Annotated in this window: 16 protein-coding genes and 1 pseudogene; 8 read left to right on the forward strand and 9 right to left on the reverse strand. The window is 60.0% G+C overall.

From position 1 onward, the window contains the following. Positions 1-268 precede the first annotated feature (268 nt). Positions 269-724: a hypothetical protein gene (locus tag E4U03_RS08745; protein ID WP_135013166.1), complete on the reverse strand. Its 456-nt coding sequence runs from the start codon at positions 722-724 to the stop codon at positions 269-271. A gap of 96 nt (positions 725-820) precedes the next feature. Further along, entirely contained in the window at positions 821-1,474 is a 654-nt protein-coding gene (locus E4U03_RS08750; RefSeq protein ID WP_135013167.1) for a hypothetical protein, read from the reverse strand. A 392-nt stretch (positions 1,475-1,866) separates the two neighbouring features. On the opposite strand from E4U03_RS08750, the gene E4U03_RS12870 reads away from it, so the two are divergent. Genes E4U03_RS12870 through E4U03_RS08760 form a run of 3 tightly spaced genes read left to right on the forward strand, consistent with a single transcriptional unit; the run spans position 1,867 to position 3,686 of the window. Next, positions 1,867-2,199, forward strand: coding sequence for a hypothetical protein (locus tag E4U03_RS12870; RefSeq protein ID WP_167752371.1), 333 nt, complete (start codon positions 1,867-1,869; stop codon positions 2,197-2,199). Next, complete coding sequence (locus tag E4U03_RS08755) at positions 2,091-3,023, forward strand: sensor histidine kinase (RefSeq protein ID WP_167752372.1); 933 nt, start codon at positions 2,091-2,093, stop codon at positions 3,021-3,023. The genes E4U03_RS12870 and E4U03_RS08755 overlap by 109 nt, the downstream gene beginning before the upstream one ends. 12 nt (positions 3,024-3,035) lie before the next feature. After that, on the forward strand, positions 3,036-3,686 hold the full coding sequence (locus tag E4U03_RS08760; protein WP_135013169.1) for a response regulator transcription factor: 651 nt from the start codon (positions 3,036-3,038) through the stop codon (positions 3,684-3,686). Positions 3,687-3,795: 109 nt separating this feature from the next. Here the strand turns inward: E4U03_RS08760 and E4U03_RS08765 are convergent, their stop codons facing one another. The 4 genes from E4U03_RS08765 to E4U03_RS08780 all read right to left on the reverse strand — a co-directional run bounded on the left by E4U03_RS08765 (position 3,796) and on the right by E4U03_RS08780 (position 7,713). Beyond that, positions 3,796-6,093, reverse strand: a complete 2,298-nt coding sequence (locus tag E4U03_RS08765) for an FdhF/YdeP family oxidoreductase (protein WP_135013170.1) — start codon at positions 6,091-6,093, stop codon at positions 3,796-3,798. 30 nt (positions 6,094-6,123) lie between these two features. Continuing rightward, entirely contained in the window at positions 6,124-7,005 is an 882-nt protein-coding gene (fdhD, locus tag E4U03_RS08770) for a formate dehydrogenase accessory sulfurtransferase FdhD (RefSeq protein WP_135013171.1), read from the reverse strand. Then, the gene (locus E4U03_RS08775) at positions 6,992-7,300 is read right to left on the reverse strand and encodes a DUF6457 domain-containing protein (protein WP_135013172.1); all 309 of its coding nucleotides are present in this window, start codon (positions 7,298-7,300) and stop codon (positions 6,992-6,994) included. Before E4U03_RS08775 ends, fdhD begins: the two co-directional genes overlap by 14 nt. Positions 7,301-7,365: 65 nt before the next feature. Then, positions 7,366-7,713, reverse strand: coding sequence for a DUF2218 domain-containing protein (locus E4U03_RS08780; RefSeq protein WP_209304153.1), 348 nt, complete (start codon positions 7,711-7,713; stop codon positions 7,366-7,368). A 251-nt stretch (positions 7,714-7,964) separates the two neighbouring features. Here E4U03_RS08780 and E4U03_RS08785 point away from each other — a divergent pair, with 251 nt between their 5' ends. From E4U03_RS08785 to E4U03_RS08795, 3 genes are all read left to right on the forward strand, one after another. Beyond that, a complete protein-coding gene (locus E4U03_RS08785; protein WP_135013173.1) occupies positions 7,965-9,149 on the forward strand; it encodes a polysaccharide pyruvyl transferase family protein in 1,185 nt (394 codons plus the stop codon). 206 nt (positions 9,150-9,355) lie between these two features. Next, a complete protein-coding gene (locus tag E4U03_RS08790) occupies positions 9,356-10,834 on the forward strand; it encodes an NCS2 family permease (protein ID WP_135013174.1) in 1,479 nt (492 codons plus the stop codon). 133 nt (positions 10,835-10,967) lie between these two features. Beyond that, complete coding sequence (locus E4U03_RS08795; protein WP_135013175.1) at positions 10,968-11,390, forward strand: YchJ family protein; 423 nt, start codon at positions 10,968-10,970, stop codon at positions 11,388-11,390. Between the two features lie 85 nt (positions 11,391-11,475). On the opposite strand, the gene E4U03_RS08800 is transcribed toward E4U03_RS08795, so the two are convergent. Beyond that, the gene (locus E4U03_RS08800; RefSeq protein WP_245207707.1) at positions 11,476-12,393 is read right to left on the reverse strand and encodes a spermidine synthase; all 918 of its coding nucleotides are present in this window, start codon (positions 12,391-12,393) and stop codon (positions 11,476-11,478) included. A gap of 84 nt (positions 12,394-12,477) precedes the next feature. Here E4U03_RS08800 and E4U03_RS08805 point away from each other — a divergent pair, with 84 nt between their 5' ends. Together E4U03_RS08805 and E4U03_RS08810 are read left to right on the forward strand one after the other, a co-directional pair. Continuing rightward, positions 12,478-13,089 carry a GNAT family N-acetyltransferase gene (locus E4U03_RS08805; RefSeq protein ID WP_135013176.1) on the forward strand — a complete coding sequence of 204 codons (612 nt, stop codon included), beginning with the start codon at positions 12,478-12,480 and terminating at the stop codon, positions 13,087-13,089. 103 nt (positions 13,090-13,192) lie between these two features. Next, positions 13,193-13,897, forward strand: a pseudogene (locus E4U03_RS08810) (glutathione S-transferase C-terminal domain-containing protein); the annotation flags it as partial. Positions 13,898-13,944: 47 nt separating this feature from the next. Here the strand turns inward: E4U03_RS08810 and E4U03_RS08815 are convergent. Together E4U03_RS08815 and E4U03_RS08820 are read right to left on the reverse strand one after the other, a co-directional pair. Continuing rightward, complete coding sequence (locus E4U03_RS08815; RefSeq protein ID WP_135013177.1) at positions 13,945-15,831, reverse strand: hypothetical protein; 1,887 nt, start codon at positions 15,829-15,831, stop codon at positions 13,945-13,947. A 2-nt stretch (positions 15,832-15,833) separates the two neighbouring features. Then, positions 15,834-16,379 carry a hypothetical protein gene (locus E4U03_RS08820; RefSeq protein WP_135013178.1) on the reverse strand — a complete coding sequence of 182 codons (546 nt, stop codon included), beginning with the start codon at positions 16,377-16,379 and terminating at the stop codon, positions 15,834-15,836. Between the last annotated feature and the right edge of the window lie 48 nt (positions 16,380-16,427).

Consider the following 16,427-nt stretch of genomic DNA (forward strand, 5'->3'; position numbering starts at 1 on the left):
GCGTCTTGGGTTGCTTGGTGGAATGCTGGTCGGTTGCATCAGGGTCTTGGTTATCGGACTCCGCAGGAGGTGGTTGATGGTGCTTTAGTGGTCTTATAATTGTCGGAACTAAAGCCAGTACATATCAGTTGTCTGGTTGGTGGGTGTGGGGTGTGCTCTTACTTTTGAATAAGCCTCAGCATAAGATTCACTCCATAAAACAGCAGGTGACAGACTTGCCAAGATGCCAGCGCCTATAACATGCCGTCTTGTTAGCATAGACCCCACCCTAAATACCCCCTGCCCCACTCCAACCAGCATCCAGGCAAGCCTGGGGAGCAGTGAATATACTGGTTTTATTGCGTTCACTCTGGTCAACAACCTCTTGAGGAATGGTGCCGTAATGCTTCTGGTATTCTTCGTCGCTCATGAACTGGCTAGCCAGTTCATGCTCTGTGAATTCCTCGGGGGTGGCTAAAGTACCGCCGAAGCACATAACACCCGAGTACAGTACGTAGACATTACCCTCATCGATACCCTTCTGAATATCTTCGTTTGAGATAGTGGGCCCGTGGGAAGCCAGGTCTTCAGGGCTGGCAGTTTCTAAAATCGTAGGTGGCGGAACGGTCGTGCGAGTACTTGAGGCAGGGCTGGAAACCTCAGCTGCGCTACCGCCAGCACCGGCAGAACAGGCGGCCAGCAGCGGAATAATCAGAGTAAGAGGGAGGGCTTTACGGTAAGACATTTTTCACTCCTATTTATCTTCTTGAGAAATCAATATAAATAATATTAAAAGCTCCCTTATTTAAATTTACAAGAAAGCGTTTAAACCTATTAATTTTTACATTGCTACACTGTAACGCTCAACTTTCGTGATTGATGAATAGTGATTGTAGCCCCAGCTCCCCCTGTACCAATTCAAGTAAGTCCAAGCCTGCTGATGCGAACGCCAAATAGTCCAATAAGATGTCTGGTGAACTGCGTCAAACATAAAAATGCGTCCACGCGACCAATTTGGTCGGATAGCTTGTGCCGATGGCATCAAAATATTCTGAACCCCATTATGGTAATAGAAGTGAATTTTCCCAGGACCATCCATTACCTGGTAAGCATTGGTTGAAATTGCATGTGGTGAAACTCTATTTTTGCCTTCCAGACCTGCTTTATCAAACATTAACAGATACTCATTACGATACTTCTGAGTTAATGCCTCCTGCTCACGTGCAATTTCTTGATTGGTGCGAAGCTCTGAATTTGATAGATTTGAAAGAATTGCATTAGCATTTTCTGCTTGCTGCCTTGAACCGGTGAGTTTAAGTACCTCATCAGGGGAAGGAATATAAATCTGTCCTTGTTCCACAGGGGCAACTAAGCCACTCCCAAAGGGCTCTTCACTTGGGGTGTTGGCATTAGCCTTGGATGCAACCAGGGACATAGAAGCCCCTACTAGTGATGATTTGAAGAATATACGACGATTGAGAGCAAGAAGGGACATTTCATTCTCCTTTGAAGGAAATTATTATATAACGAATAACCGAAACCCATCGGCGTTTATCCACAGGTTTCATGTCACATTTTGATGGTAAGTGTCGAAAGACACCCCAGGCAAGGAAAAACAGCCCCTGGAGGCAAGGTCAGTACTTTAGTACTGACCTTCACCTAAGCCCTTGACATAGCTCACATATATGGGTTATTAAAGATGAAGATTTGTGCCCATCTGAGAAAGTGAAGACCCTTGAAAGCCCTTGCCACAGCCCTCATCGCAACCAACCTTCTCTTCACATCAGCGGCCCCGAGCTACGCCCAAACAGAAATACGCAGTCAAGCCCCCATACTTCTCTACAAACTTCTCCAGCACAAACCACAGTTCTGCAAGCAAGCACACCCGTGACCCAGCTACTACACACTCTACGGTCCCTGCCGACCGCATGTTCTTCCCGCGCAGTCCGGCTCGCCACACTCGTCCTTTCCCTAGCGATTGGTACTACAGTCTTCCTTCAAGCCGTCAGCCATCCCGACAGCTACCTACCCCTGCATATCGCCTTCTTCGCGCTCATCATCCTCTGGGCGTCGCTCTACTACACCGCCTACCGGCACTCTGTATACGCCCTATGCGCGCTCATACTTCTCAGCTCGGCCTACTACAACCAGGTATCTGCCCTACTGGCCTTCTTCATTCTTGCCATCACCTTTTTGTTCGTTCTCACCGGCACCCCCTAGCAGGTATTTTTCTCCTCGCCATCTCACACATAGCTGGAGAAATCATCACAGCTTACGCTCTACAGCAGCCCTTCAACCTATTCGCACTCAGCGTCAGCCTTTTCCTCTTTATCGCCCTCCCCCTAGCACTACGAATCTCCTGGGAACAGAGAAGAACCCTGGCCCAGGAATACGCCGACTACAAAGAACAGGTAGCTGAATCCAACCGTGCCCTAGCCCGAGAACTCCACGACACCGTAGCCCGGCACATCAGCGTCATCGGCCTCACCACCGGCCAAGGACTCGACACAACTGACCCCAGCGGTAAAGACGCCGCCCTGCACACCATCGAAGAACACACCCACAAAGCCCTCACCGACATGCACCTGCTCATCCGCACCACCCGAAGCGACGCCGACCCCACAGCCCTATCCCAGACGTCCGCCCCCACCATCAACCTCACCCAAACCCTAGCCCAAGCCCGTAAAGACCTCACCGACCATGGCTTCACCCTGCACGAAAACATCACCATCACCGAAGCAGACCTACCCGACGGCGTGCGCCCCACCTTCCACAAACTCATCCAAGAAATCTGCCACAACGCCAAAAAATACGCCCAACCAGGGTGCACCATCACCGTCACCGCCAAACCCAACCTCACCGGCGTCACCGTCATCACTTCCAACCCCGCCGCCCCCAGCAACCCCAAAAAACACACCCGGGGCACCGGCTACGGGCTCGTCGGCATAGGTGAGCGCATCCGCGCCCTCGGCGGAACCATGCACTACGGAGTAACAGACACAACCTGGAACCTCACCATCCTCCTGCCCCTCGCCATCGCCTAGAAAGCACCCACCATGCACCAACCCACCGTAGCCCTCATCGAAGACGACCCCGACCTCAACGAACTCCTGGGCCTCTACATCAAAAACGACCCCGACCTCAACCTCATCGCCACAGGACGCAACGGGCAAGAGGCCATCACGATCGCCAACACCCTACGCCCCGAGGTCTTCCTCATGGACCTCAACATGCCCATCATAGACGGCATAGAAGCCACCCAGCACATCCTGGCAACCCACCCAGACACCAAAATCATCGCCGTCACCGCCTTCGATAGCTGCAGCTACGTCAGTCAAGCCCTCACCGCAGGCGTACACGGCTACTTACTCAAAAACTCTCGCGCTAAAGAAATCAAACAAGCAGTCACAGCCGCAGTTGAGGGGCGGGCCATCATCGACCGGCGGGCCCTCGCCAGCCTGGTTATCTCCATGAACCTCACCCAACCACCCCCGGGCGACCCCTGGAGCGAACTCAACGCGACAGAGCAGGCCATTACCAAACTCGTCTGCCTGGGGCACACTAATCAGGAAATCGCACAGGAACTGAACTACTCACTCTCAAGCGTCAAAAACACGCTCTCACAGGTCTACAAAAAGATGGGCGTCACCACCCGCGCCCAGCTCCTGGTACACGCCGGGCACCACAACTTCCCGGTGCTGGACTAAATCTCTGATGTAATCGAAAGCTTCATCGGCATGTTCTTAGAACGCGCTGATGAAGCTTTCAATTACCTTGGGCGGGCTAGGGGCCCGGCCGTCCGCCCGCTATCGCCGGTTAAGCCTTACGCCCCAGCGATTCCAGGCGCACCAGCACTGACTTATACACCGGAGTGTTCGAGCGCTTCGCCGCCGAATCCAGCGGAACCAACACGTTACCCTCGGGCAGGTAGACGGTGCAGCAGCCGTGGGCATGGTCGTACTCCACCACGCGGAAGTTAGGAGCCCGACGCTCGCCGTCCTCCCAGACCGACACAATATCCACCAGGGAGCCGTCCTCAAGCCCCAGGGCGGCAATGTCGTCCCGGTGCATAAAGACCACGCGGCGGCCACCGCGCACACCGCGGTAGCGGTCGTCCAGCCCATAAATCGTGGAATTGAACTGGTCATGCGAACGCACCGTCGACAACAGCAGGTGCCCCTCGGGAACATCCAGCACATTGGTCTCATTGACCGTCAGCCGGGCCTTGCCGGTTTCGGTGTTGAAGACGCGCTCACGCGGGCCGTTCGGCAGGTAGAAACCACCGGGCTTCTCAATACGCTCGTTGTAGCGCTCAAACCCGGGAATAGTGCCCTCAATAGCCTCACGAATCACGCCATAGTCGTCAATCATGGGCTGCCAGAAGTCATCGCCAAAGGTTTCACGGCCCACCGAGCAGATAATCTCTACCTCTGACTTGAGGTCGAGGTCGTCGTTAGCGGTGCGCTTGCCGATAGAAGCAGAGACGATACCGAAGGAGTTCTCCACGGTAATCTTCTGCGGACCGGACGCCTGCACATCGCGGTCGGTACGGGCCAAAACGGGCAGAATCAGGGCCTTCTCGCCGGGGAAAGCGTGCGAACCGTTGGGCTTGGTCGAAAGATGGACGGTCATCTCCTGGCTGCTCATAGCCTTCTCGCAGGCGGTGGTATCTGAGGCAACGCGCACCAGGTTACCGCCCAAGGACATGAAGAACTGGTTCTTCCCATCACGCATCTGGCGCAGAGCGTCCACGGTGTCAAGGCCGTGCTCGCGGGGGACGGGGAAGCCAAAGTAATCTTCAAGAGCCGCAAGGAAGGGCTCGGGCATCTTCTCCCAGATACCCACGGTTCGGTTGCCCTGCACGTTCGAGTGGCCGCGGAAGGGGGCCGAACCGGCCCCGGGCTTGCCCATGTTGCCAGTGAGGAAGAGGAAGTTCATCATCTCCCGCAGGGTACCCACCGATTCACGGTGCTGGGTAACGCCCAGGGTCCACGAGACAATCGCGTTTTCAGAGGCCTCTACCAGGTCGGCAACCCGCGCCACCTGGGCAGCCGAGATGCTAGAACCGCGTTCCAGCTCAGCGTCGTCCAAGCCCAAAAGGTGCTCGCGCAACTGCTCAAAGCCGTCCGTAAATTTCTCAATGAAAACGTGGTCAATGGCGTCGCGCCGAATCAGCTCTTTGTTGAGCTGCTGGAAGAAGGCACGGTCGCCGTCCAGCCGCACCTGCAGGTACTCGTCCGCCAGCTTCTCGGGCACGATCATGCCCACCGGCGACTGGGGTTCACGGAAGGCCATCAAGCCGGTTTCGGGAATGGGGTTGAGCACCACCATCTTGCCGCCGTTTTCCTTCATCTTCTTGAAGCTGGTCAGCGAACGCGGGTGGTTAGTGCCGGGGTTCTGCCCCACCGAGATGAGCAGGTCGGTGGTTTCGAGGTCGCTCATGGTGATTGAGCCCTTGCCCAGGCCAGCGACCTCTTTGAGGGCGACACCGGTGGACTCGTGGCAGAGGTTGCCGCAGTCGGGCAGGTTGTTGGAGCCCAGGCGGCGAGCCAGCAACTGGAAGGCGTAGGCTGCCTCGTTGGAGGCGCGACCCGAGGTGTAGAAAACGGCCTTTGTGGGATCGGTTTTCTTGAGCTGCTCAGCAATCAGTTCAAAGGCACGCTCCCAGGTGACGGGGCGGTAGTGGTCGTCGCCGCTAGAGCGATTGTAGAGCAGGGGCTGGGTGATGCGGCCCTGCTTGCCCAGCCAGAAATCGGTCTTATCGCGCAGCTCGGTCACCGAGTAGCGCGCCCAGAAATCGACGCCCGCGCGTTCGGGGGTGGTCTCCTCAGCGATCGCCTTGGCACCGTTTTCGCAGAACTCCACCACGTTCATATCTTTCTGGTGGGGTTCGGGCCAGGCACAGCCGGGGCAGTCGACGCCGCCGTGCTGGTTCATATTAATCAGGGGGAGCAGACCGCGCGCCGGAATCGCGTGGGCCATAGCGTGCAGCACACCACCGGGGCCCGCCGCGACCTTGGTGCGGTGGCCAATCTTGGGGTGGTCAAAGGCCGTGGCTTCTTCGCTCACGCGGCTGACAACAGGAACGTCTTCGTGCTTGCTTACCGTGCTCATACACCCCAGTGTAGCGCGATGTGGGCCAGGTTACTGATCCAACTGGCCAGAGTAGAGGTTAAAACGGCGTTCTCGAGCAAAAGCTACCAGGGTGAGGCCCGATTCCTTGGCAAGATCCACAGCTAGCGAGGACGGGGCAGAAACCGCCACGAGCGCCGAGAAACCGGCCAGCACCGCCTTCTGCACCAGCTCAAAGGACGCCCGCGAGCTGACCACCAGCGTCCGCCCCGGTAAGCCGGAGGCTGGGGGCTCTAACCCGTCGTTCATGAGCAGGTGGCCCACCACCTTGTCCACGGCGTTGTGGCGGCCGATGTCTTCGCGGGCAACCAGCAGTTCGCCACCCGGCTCAAAGACGGCGGCAGCGTGAATACCACCGGTTTTCTTGAACATTACCTGGTGATCGCGCAGGCGGGAGGGCAGTTCCAACACCTGCTCGGGGGTCAGCGCGGTGGGCGGTATGGGGCGACTCGCCTTGCCCATAATGGAGTCAATCGAGGCCGACCCGCACACCCCGCAGGCCGAGTTGGTCACGGTCAGGCGCAGGGGGGCGGCCTTCTCAAAGAGGGGCAGGACGCCGCCCGGCGGGCTGGGGTGCGTAGCTTCAGGGATTGCGCGGGTCAGGTCAAACACGTTGTAGGTGTTGGCGCCGTCCGGCCCGGTAGCCCCCGCGCAGTAGCGGGCGGTGCTAATCTCTGCGGCGCTTTTAATCAGCCCCTCGGCGTGCAGGAACCCGTGGGCCAGCTCAATATCGTGACCCGGAGTGCGCATGGTGGTGGTGACGGTCTGGCCATCCAGCCTGATTTCGAGGGGCTCTTCGGCGGTGAGGGCATCAGCCCGGCGGTCTACCGAAAAGGTGCCGTCGTCTTTGAGCACGTACCGGGTAGCCGGGGCGGTGCGGTTAAGCCTGCCCATTGGCCCGCTCTTTGTACTCGTCAATCAGGGTCTCCACCTGCGCCAAAGCCGAGCGGACGCGCTCCCCCGCCTGACCTGCATCCGCCTGGTTTTCTGCCTGCGCGGCCGCGTAGCCCACAAGGAAGGCAGCCAAGGGCGCTGCCGGGCGCACCACCCCGTGCGCCACATGCTTGGTCATGCCCAAAAGGTGGGGCATGACCTGGTCCATCAGGGCAAGGTCAAGATTCAGGCGGGTGGCCAACTCGGCAAGAAAATCGCGGGCAACCTCAAGGTCGCGAAGGTCTCTCTGGCTCATAACGCTCCAACGGTGCAGCGGGAAAAAATTTCAGTTTCAAACATACACCCGCACACCGCAAGAGCCTAGAGAGCTACGAAAGTGACGGCAAGACCGTCCTTCTCACCAAAGCGTTCCAGGTGACGGCCCAGCACACCCTCAAGGCGCTCGCGTTTCTCGGAAGTCTCCGCGTAGGTCAGCAGGACAAGGCGTTCGGCGCCGTCAACCTCCTGCACCAGTACATCGCCGTAGCCACCGAAATTGCCGTCACGGTTGAAGGTCAGGCGGTGACCACCCTCAATTTCTTCAGCCAGAATCTTATGCCCGAAGTGGCTAGCCAGCTGCTTGGCATAGCGGGCGGGGCGGTCGGTCAGGACGACGGCGCGCGAGCGAGCAGGCAGGGTTTCAATGGTGGGGTAGGAGGCAGAATCCACGGTTAGCCTTTCTTATAAGTTAGGTTTGCCTAAATTATACTCAGAGTATCGAAGCAGGCATACCTTTCTTTTCACTATGTTGCTTCCCCCAGAGTGCCGCCGCAAAGGACTACGCAGCCCCGGCCTATAATTACACCCAGCAGGTGCCCTGCCACACACTCACACAAAGATTTAAAAGACCTCCCGCACGCTCAAAACATAAGGTAATTCGTAACCTTCACCTACCGCAACGCCCACAGGAGTTAGCCCGTATGCTCAACAAGTTCCTCCGCAAGGACTCCCCCACCCCACCTACCCCAGTGCCTGCACCGGCAGAGCACAAAGAAACACCCGCGCCCGGTAAGCCCATCTACCTCATCTCCATGGCCGGCTACCCCAACTACGGCGACGAACTCATCACCCTGCGCTGGCTCCAGTACCTGGCAGCAACCCACCCCACCACCGAGGTCTGGCTCGATGTACGCGAACCGGGCCACGCAACATCCCTCTTCAAACACGCCCACCCCAAACTACACGTCACCAACACCCTCTTCCGGGCAATTCACGAGCACCTCCACGGCGACCCCAGGACCCCGGCCGATAAGATCCGTGAGCTCAGCACGCCCAACTACGACCTGGGCGTCATCGACCTGCGGGAGGCAGGCACCCTGCACCTGCTCGGTGGCGGTTACATCAACTCCCTCTGGCCCGAAAACCAGCTACTCGTAGAAGCCATGCGCGCTACCCGTGACATCTCAGGAGCCCGCCTCTTTGCCACAGGTCAGGGCCTCACCCCGCGCGACGACGAAACCTTCGAAGACTTCGATCACGTTAGCGTACGCGACCTACCCAGCGCAGAAGCACTCGGCCTAGAAACCGGCCTCGACGACGCCCTGCTGCTCCCACCCGGCCAGTCACCTGCGTCCGCCCTTCAAACAGGACGCCCCGGAGAGCTCTACCTCTGCATACAAAAAGACGCCCTCGAACCCGGGGCCCACGAAGCAATGCTCGCCTTCGCGCGCGCCCAAATCGAGCACTTCGGCATCCCCAAGGAACGCACCTACTATGTCGAAGCCATCCCCGGCAACGACTACGCAGGCTACGACGCCCTCAGCGACCTCGTAGCCGACGACGGGTTCATTCCCTTCTCACGCTTCTGGCGTGAAAACTTCGCCTACGGCCCCCACCAGGTATGGATCACCAGCCGCTTCCACCACCACCTCACCGGCGCCCTCCACGGGGCCCGCGGCATAGCTCTCAACGGGCATCCCGGCTACTACGACGTCAAACACCAGTCGGTCCTCAACCTAGGCAGTAACTGGAAACTCGTCAGCCCCCTCAGCGACCCGCAGAGCCCCCTTGACCTTACCGACCTCACGGCGCCCCGAAGCTTTATCCACCATATCCGCGCCAAGCGGCAAGAAGCCCAGGAACTCTACCCCAGCCGTCCGCTCTAAAAAACAAAAGGACGCCCCGCCCTCCCTAGCAGGAGAAGCGGGGCGTTCGTGCCCTCCCCTTGCACAGCGTCACACGCGCCGCTCTCGCCAGAAACCGGCATACGGGCATACACTAGACAGGTACATCAGCGCCGTCCGCACCAAAGACGGCGCACTTTCATTTCTGGGCCACACAAACCCACACGAGTATCTACGGATTTTCACGAATGTCTTCTGAGAACACCGCGGCTCACAAACCCGCATCCTCAGCGCCCACCAGCGCCATCGACCGCTACTTCAAAATCACCGAACGCGGCTCCACCCTCTCCACCGAAGTCCGCGGCGGTCTAGCGACCTTCTTCGCCATGGCCTACATCGTGGTGCTCAACCCCCTCATCCTGGGCCTCGGCGCCGACGGCGCAGGCAACACCCTCGGTGTCGAGCGCGTTGCAGCAGCAACCGCGCTGGTGGCGGGCGTCCTGACCATCATCATGGGCCTCTGGGCCAAGCAGCCCTTCGCCATGGCGGCAGGTCTGGGCGTCAACGCCCTGCTGGCCTCCACCATCGCAACCACCCCCAACCTGACCTGGCCTCAGATTATGGGCCTGGTCGTCTGGGCCGGTATTGTCATGGCTATTCTGGTACTCACCGGCTTCCGCCGCGCCGTCTTCGACGCCGTCCCCGAATCGCTCAAGACCGCCATCGTCGTGGGCATCGGCCTGTTCATCTCACTGATTGGTCTGGTCAACGCGGGTATCGTTCGCCGTATGCCCGATGCCGCAGGTACCACCGTGCCCGTCTCCTTCGGCGCCGGTGGCCACCTGCAGGGCTGGCCCATCTTCGTCTTCCTCTTCGGCCTCTTCCTCACTATCGCCCTCTTCATCCGCAACGTACGCGGCGCGATTCTCATCGGTGTGGTTGCCTCAACCATCCTGGCAATCGTGCTGGAAAAGGTCTGGCCCTCCGGCTCTTCCATGGACTCAGCCACCGGCTGGGCCCTCATGATCCCCGGCATCCCCACCCAGTGGATCGGCCACCCCGACCTTTCCCTGCTGGGCTCCGTTGATATGGTCGGCGCCTTCTCCGGCTCCTCCCTGGGCACCCTGGGCGCAACCATGCTCATGTTCGCTATCCTGCTGGCAGTCTTCTTCGACGTCATGGGCACCTCCGTGGGCCTGGCCTCTGAAGCTGGCACCATCGACGAGGACGGCAAAATTGAGAACATCGACCGCGTTCTGCTGATTGACGCCGCCGGTTCCGTGCTCGGTGGTGGCTCATCGTCCTCAGCCCACCAGATCTTCGTGGAATCCGCCACCGGCATCGGTGAAGGGGCCCGCACCGGCTTCGCTAACATCGTCACCGGTGCCCTCTTCTTGCTGGCTGTCTTCATCTCCCCGCTGGTATCCATCGTGCCCTTCGAGGCTGTAGCCCCCGCCCTGGTGGTCGTTGGCTTCCTGATGGTCCGCCAGGCTGTTCACATCGACTGGACCGACTGGGGTCTGGGCATTCCCGCCTTCCTCACCATCATCATGATGCCCTTCACCTACTCCATCGCGGACGGTATCGGTGCCGGCTTCGTCGCCTTCACCTTCATCCGCCTGGTACAAGGCCGCGGCAAGGAAGTACACCCGATTATGTACATCGTCTCAGCCGCCTTCCTGGTCTTCTTCGGTATGGGCGTGATTGAAGGCTGGCTGCACGCCTAACCCTCCCCTTTCCTGAGTACCCCAGTTTTGGTGCAGTTACCCCGGTTTTTACCTGGGGTGCCTGCACAAAAACTGGGGTATTTGCTTTTAAAGAGGACGGGTTGGCCGCCTGCTTACCTGTTTTAATAGAGGCATGCTTGAACCCGATACCCGCTGCCCCTGCGGCACCGGCGATGTGTACGGCGCCTGTTGCGGCCGCTACCATTCCCGGTTTGCCCAGGCTGGCGAACTAACTGCACCGACTCCCGAGGCGCTGATGCGCTCCCGCTTCACCGCCTTTGCGGTGGGTCTGCCCGACTACCTACTGGCCACCTGGCACCCGAGCACGCGGCCGGCGTCCTTGCACCTCGACGGCAGCCTGCGCTGGTACCGCCTCGACATTCTCAGCACGGCAGGCGGCCCCTTTGACAGCACCGGAGGCGTAGAATTCGCCGCCTACTACCGGTCAGTGCCGGGGACGCCGGAGGGTGAGCGGGTGCAAGGGGTACAGACTGAGGTCTCCCGCTTCACCAAGGACGGCGGGGTGTGGTTGTACGTTGACGGTGAGGTCAGCTAACCCCGGCAGATATTTTCGCCCTATTCTTTTTCTCATGACCCTAGAGATTATCTCGGGGTAAAGGGAGAGAGAATAGGGCGATATTTTATTGGCCAGCGCGAAGCTGCGCGTCCAGCTGAGCCAGGTCAGCTTCGGGCTGGGCGTCGCGGCGCGGGGTAGCCGAGCGAGCGAAATCGCGTACCCAGGCGTCGTCCTTGTACTGGGCAGGTACCCCGCCGCCTAGGAGGCGCTTGGTGATGGCGGCGGTAGCCAGGTCACCGGCTACCGGCAGGGGCGCGTGGGAGCCGGCGATAATGACGTTGCCCTTACGCCGCCCCTTGAGCATGGCCGGGTCGGCCACAATGCAGGTGTGTTCAAAAACCTGGGCGATAGCGGCCGCTTCGGCGCGGGCACCAGCCAGAGAACGGTCGTCACCGCAGTTGATGATGTAGAGCCCGTTTGGGGCCAGCGAGCGCTCGGCCAGCTGAGTGAATTCGAGGGTGGTGAGCGGTTCCGGGGTGATGTAGCCGGCGAAAACGTCGCGGATAATCACATCGCGGGAGGCTGGGCTGAAGCTCTCGGTGACGGCGCGGGCTTCGCCCACCCGGATTTTGACGGTGGGGGCTTTGGGCAGGTCGAACCATTCGCGCACGTAGGCGGCAAGTTTTCCGTCGAGTTCGACGACGGTGTTGTGGGAGGCCGGGTAAACGTCGGCCAGGTAGCGGGCCATGGAGCAGGCTCCGCCGCCCAGGTGGGTGATACGGAGCTTGGCCGGGTCGAGGTGGGCGTCGACGAAGGGTTCGATGACGGCCGCTAGCCAGCGCATATATTCGAAGTCGAGTTCGCGGGGCTGGCCCAGCACGATGTGGGAGGATTCCATGCCGTTGATTTCGAGTACCCAGCCGCCGGGGGTGTAGTCGTCTTCGATGAGTTTGGCGATGCCAGTGTCGATGGGGTAGGTGCCTTCAACGAGGGCTTCGGGGGTTTCTACCTGTTTTTTGGGGGTTCGTCTGCGTTTTGCCACCCCTCTAGCCTAGTGGGTAGGGCGGGCTCTGCGGGGCTTGCTAAAGTGAGAGGGCAGTGACAGTAGGTGAAAGGACGGGCACACGTGGGTTTTGTAGCTGATGGCAGGTACGTGGTGGCGCCGGTGGGCGCTGAGGACGCCGAGAAATATGTTGACCTACAATTGCGGTGCCTGGCGGAGACCTATAACGGGCTGGTAGATCCCGATTTTGGGGCCCGGCAGGCAGCTGACCGAGACGGCTGGTTGGAAGAGTTTGCTGAGAATATCGCAGCGCCCGGTGCCCGCGCCTTTTTTGCCTATGAGAATCCGGCGTGGACGCCCGCCGGTGGGCTAAGTTGCGCGGTGGGAGGCGAGATTGATTGGGACGCCCCGGTTGGTTTTGCCTTGTCTCGCCCCGGCCCCCTGGCCTGGGAGCTGGAGATTGGCCTGCCCCCGGTTGTTGAGGGGACGCGGGAGCTCACCCATCTTTATACTCTTGCCTCAACTCACGGCACGGGCTTAGGGGCGGCTCTTTTTGACGCTGTTCTCTACCCTGATGAACCTGCCTACCTCTGGTACATCGTAGGCAATGAGCGGGCTCGGGAATTTTATGGCCGCCGGGGCTTTGAGGACGAGGGGCTCCCCATCGATTGCGGCGGCGCCTGGGCTCCCGCGCGAACAGCCCGCATGTACTGCGGGCTGACGCTGCCCTCTTAGGTGGAGCATTCGGGACGCCCCACCCCACACAATGCTTTACTTTGAAAGTATTGTGTGGGGAAGTTTTCATATGAGCGCCACCGAACAGACAGAGCATTCAACCCGCGGCATTACCGTGCCCGCCATTGTCGATATCGAATCAGGCGGCGTTATCACCAATAACTTCCCGCAGATTACCGAGGACTTCTCTAAAGAGTGGAAGGCCTACCACCGCGAGGGAGCCCCTGACCTCTGGCCCGCTGAACTCGAAGAGGAAATGCGAGCAGTGATGAAGCGCATCTACACCGAAATCAACAACGGGGTCTACCGGTGCGGTTTTGCCGGTTCCCAGGAATCCTACGAGGCAGCCTACGACCGCCTCTGGACGGCTCTAGACTGGGTTGAAGAGCACCTAACCACCCGCCGCTACCTCATGGGGGACCACATCACCGAAGCAGATGTGCGCCTCTTTACCACCCTGGTACGCTTTGACGCGGTCTACTACAGCCACTTCAAGTGCAACCGCCAGCCCCTGGCCTCCATGCCTAACCTCTGGGGCTACGCCCGCGACCTCTTCCAGACCCCCGGGTTTGGCGATACCGTGGACTTCCAGCAGATTAAAGAACACTATTTTATTGTTCACGAGGACATCAACCCCACCGGCATCGTACCAGCCGGCCCTGACCTGGCCGGCTGGCTCACCCCGCACGGGCGTGAGGCGCTAGGCGGCTCCCCCTTCGATACGGACGCCGGGGCCACCGCCCCTGCCCCGGTGCGGGAAGCCGAGCGGGTAGCGTCCGGCCATAACCCCCTCTACCCGGCAGCTTAAGGGCCCGCCGCTTCGTCCGCCTCCTAGCTTGGCTCCGCCCCGGTACCTCACTCGGGCGGGGCCGAGCTAGCGGGCAAAAAGACTCTCACCCCCTCATCGATTGCTTCGTCACTGATGAGGTCACCCACCCCAGCTAGGTTGGTCAGATTGCGCACCTGCTGCTGAGCAGTGGGTTCATACACCCGGATACTGCTATCGAGCACAGGCGCAGGCGGCTGCTCCCCCACCGCTGGCAGGGTGATGGTGGGGTTATAGAGCTGCACACCGCCAATTTCTACCTTGCGCAGCTGGGTATCAAGCCAGCGATCCCCCTTCTGTATCACCTCGGTATCTAAGGTACGCAGGGCGGAGTCGGCGTCCTGGTAGAGATCAGAGGGATTAATGCTGGCGCTATTGATTAAGCGGTTGCCCAACCCTATTTTCTGAGCCCCCGCGTGCACAGCGTTACCGACTCCCACTATAGCCATCTGTTCCTGTTCGGTGCGGGTGATGTCGGGCTTCTGGGTCGTGCCGGCGGTAATCGTCGTTTTTACCACACTGTAGCCACCCATCAAGCCCTGCAGCTCGGGTATCGCCCGCTCCGTACCGGGGTTTGCGCCCGCGATCTTCACGTAGTCCGCGGCCCCGTGAACCGAGGCGTCTGCAGGTCTGTGCTGCATCACGGTAGACACATCGGGCGCGTAGTCGGGGCGGTCGCCCTGAAGGTAGGGGACGGGGTCTCCCCTATACCGGGTATCAACGTGGGTCACCGAGGCAGGTACCTTGATCTCGTCCACCGGACTGCCCTGGGTAATGAGCCCCTTGACCCGGTAGCGGGAACCAAAGGACGTATTGGCCGCGAGCGCACCGGCAGCTAGCCCGCCCTGGCTGAACCCGGCCAGAATCACGCCGCTGCCCTCAGCCGCTCCTGCCTGTTCCAGTGCTCGCTCTACCTGGATCATCAAGGCAGTGTACTGGTCAGGGGTTAGGTCGGAGCCATACCCCGAGGTGGCACTCCCGGCAGTGCCGGCCCAGGTGTTTGTGCCCCCGCGCCAGGGTTGCAAGAAATCCTCGCGCTCGCCGTCGCCGTCTGTACCGGGAATAGTGACCAGGTACTGGGTTTCACCGGTTTCTGGGTTGTAGAGGGTTTGAACCATGACATGGTCCCAGGCCCCCTGGTAGTGGGCGGCTTCAAAGAGCTCATCACCCCGGCTCTCTATGCCTTCCATACGCTGGAAGTGCTCGGCGATTCCGCGGGCGCTCAAGGGGAGATCCTGCCCGGCGCCGTTGGGTTCAAGCTGGGGGATGCTCTTACCGGGGTCTAGGTTATCGACGCGCAGGCTAGGGCTGAGCACATCCGTCATGTCGCGGGTAGCCCGCAAGCGCCCGGTCGAACCCGTTACCTGCACCAGCTTGTTAAGTCCCTTAGTCGTATCCTGCATGATCTTACGCCCATCAGGAGTAGTACGAGCCAGCAAGAAGGCGTCCTTAGCGTAGGTCAGCGCCTGCACTGCTCCCCGCTTAACAACCAGCTTGAACAAGTCAACCCGGTAACCGAAGGCCGACTGGGTGCCACGTACCACCGCCATGCCCAGGGTCTGAGCCTGATTCGTCTGGTTAATAACCTGGTTGGCGAAGTCCTCCGCCTGCCGGTAGTTCTCAACAGCGCCCTGCACACCCCTGGCTAGGCCCCGCATACCCGCCACCAGGGTGGTGAGCGTTAGGGTGTTGGTGCCCAAGGACGCCAGGGCGCGGCTGCCTGCCCCCGTCAGGTCGAGGGAGGCCAAAAGGACCACACGCGCAGTGAGACCGCCCAGTTCCCGGCTCGCTTCTTCGTACCGCCCAGCCACGGCAGCAAGCTGGTGGGCTAGGGGCTCTAGCTCAGAGAATTCCACCGAGATACGGCCACCCGAAGACCCTGCCCCCGGGGCACCAGAAACATATGCTGCGACCACGCCTACCACCCCTCTCCTGCCAAAGTAGCGTTCACACGGGCAAGCAGAGGGTTGCCCATAGCCGAGGTGAGAGCCCCCTGCAGGGCAGGTAGGTTAGCCCGCTCGGCGTGCACAATAAAGTCATCGAAGTCGATATCGTCCAGCACAGCCATGCCCGCTAAGGCGGCATCGAAAGCGGCCCCGGCAGCACCGATAGCAGAAGCCACTAGCTCAAGCTCAGCAGCAACAGCCTCACCGGCCAACCGCACCTCCTGGGCACCGACCTCCAACTCCCCCTGTAGAGACCTAGCCGCACCCCCTTCTACCTCTAAAGCCCCCTGAAAGGCACGGCCAGCCACAGAATCCCACTGCACCTGCCCCGCAGCTAAAGCCTGCCTAGAGGCCTGCCCGATGGCGTCCGCCTGCCCCAAAACCTGCTGCGCCAGCGCAGCAGACCACTCCCGCACCCGCTGGGCCAAACCCAGTGCACCCGCGGACGCGCTCGCAGCTCCCTGACTCCCCAGGCCAACCCTGCCCGCAGACGCAACAAGCTCATACACCGAAGGCATCACTTCTCCTCCTCACTTCTTTCACGGGCAATTCCTTAGCTCACACCC

Origin of the sequence: Rothia nasimurium, assembly GCF_004569295.1 — a bacterium.
GTDB classification, from domain to species: Bacteria; Actinomycetota; Actinomycetes; order Actinomycetales; family Micrococcaceae; genus Rothia; species Rothia nasimurium_B.

Coding starts and splice junctions, on each gene's coding strand:
- E4U03_RS08745 (WP_135013166.1), bottom strand. CDS start 724: ATGTCTTACCGTAAAGCCCTCCCTCTTACTCTGATTATTCCGCTGCTG.
- E4U03_RS08750 (WP_135013167.1), bottom strand. CDS start 1,474: ATGTCCCTTCTTGCTCTCAATCGTCGTATATTCTTCAAATCATCACTA.
- E4U03_RS08755 (WP_167752372.1), top strand. CDS start 2,091: ATGCGCGCTCATACTTCTCAGCTCGGCCTACTACAACCAGGTATCTGC.
- E4U03_RS08760 (WP_135013169.1), top strand. CDS start 3,036: ATGCACCAACCCACCGTAGCCCTCATCGAAGACGACCCCGACCTCAAC.
- E4U03_RS08765 (WP_135013170.1), bottom strand. CDS start 6,093: ATGAGCACGGTAAGCAAGCACGAAGACGTTCCTGTTGTCAGCCGCGTG.
- fdhD (WP_135013171.1), bottom strand. CDS start 7,005: ATGGGCAGGCTTAACCGCACCGCCCCGGCTACCCGGTACGTGCTCAAA.
- E4U03_RS08775 (WP_135013172.1), bottom strand. CDS start 7,300: ATGAGCCAGAGAGACCTTCGCGACCTTGAGGTTGCCCGCGATTTTCTT.
- E4U03_RS08785 (WP_135013173.1), top strand. CDS start 7,965: ATGCTCAACAAGTTCCTCCGCAAGGACTCCCCCACCCCACCTACCCCA.
- E4U03_RS08790 (WP_135013174.1), top strand. CDS start 9,356: ATGTCTTCTGAGAACACCGCGGCTCACAAACCCGCATCCTCAGCGCCC.
- E4U03_RS08795 (WP_135013175.1), top strand. CDS start 10,968: ATGCTTGAACCCGATACCCGCTGCCCCTGCGGCACCGGCGATGTGTAC.
- E4U03_RS08820 (WP_135013178.1), bottom strand. CDS start 16,379: ATGCCTTCGGTGTATGAGCTTGTTGCGTCTGCGGGCAGGGTTGGCCTG.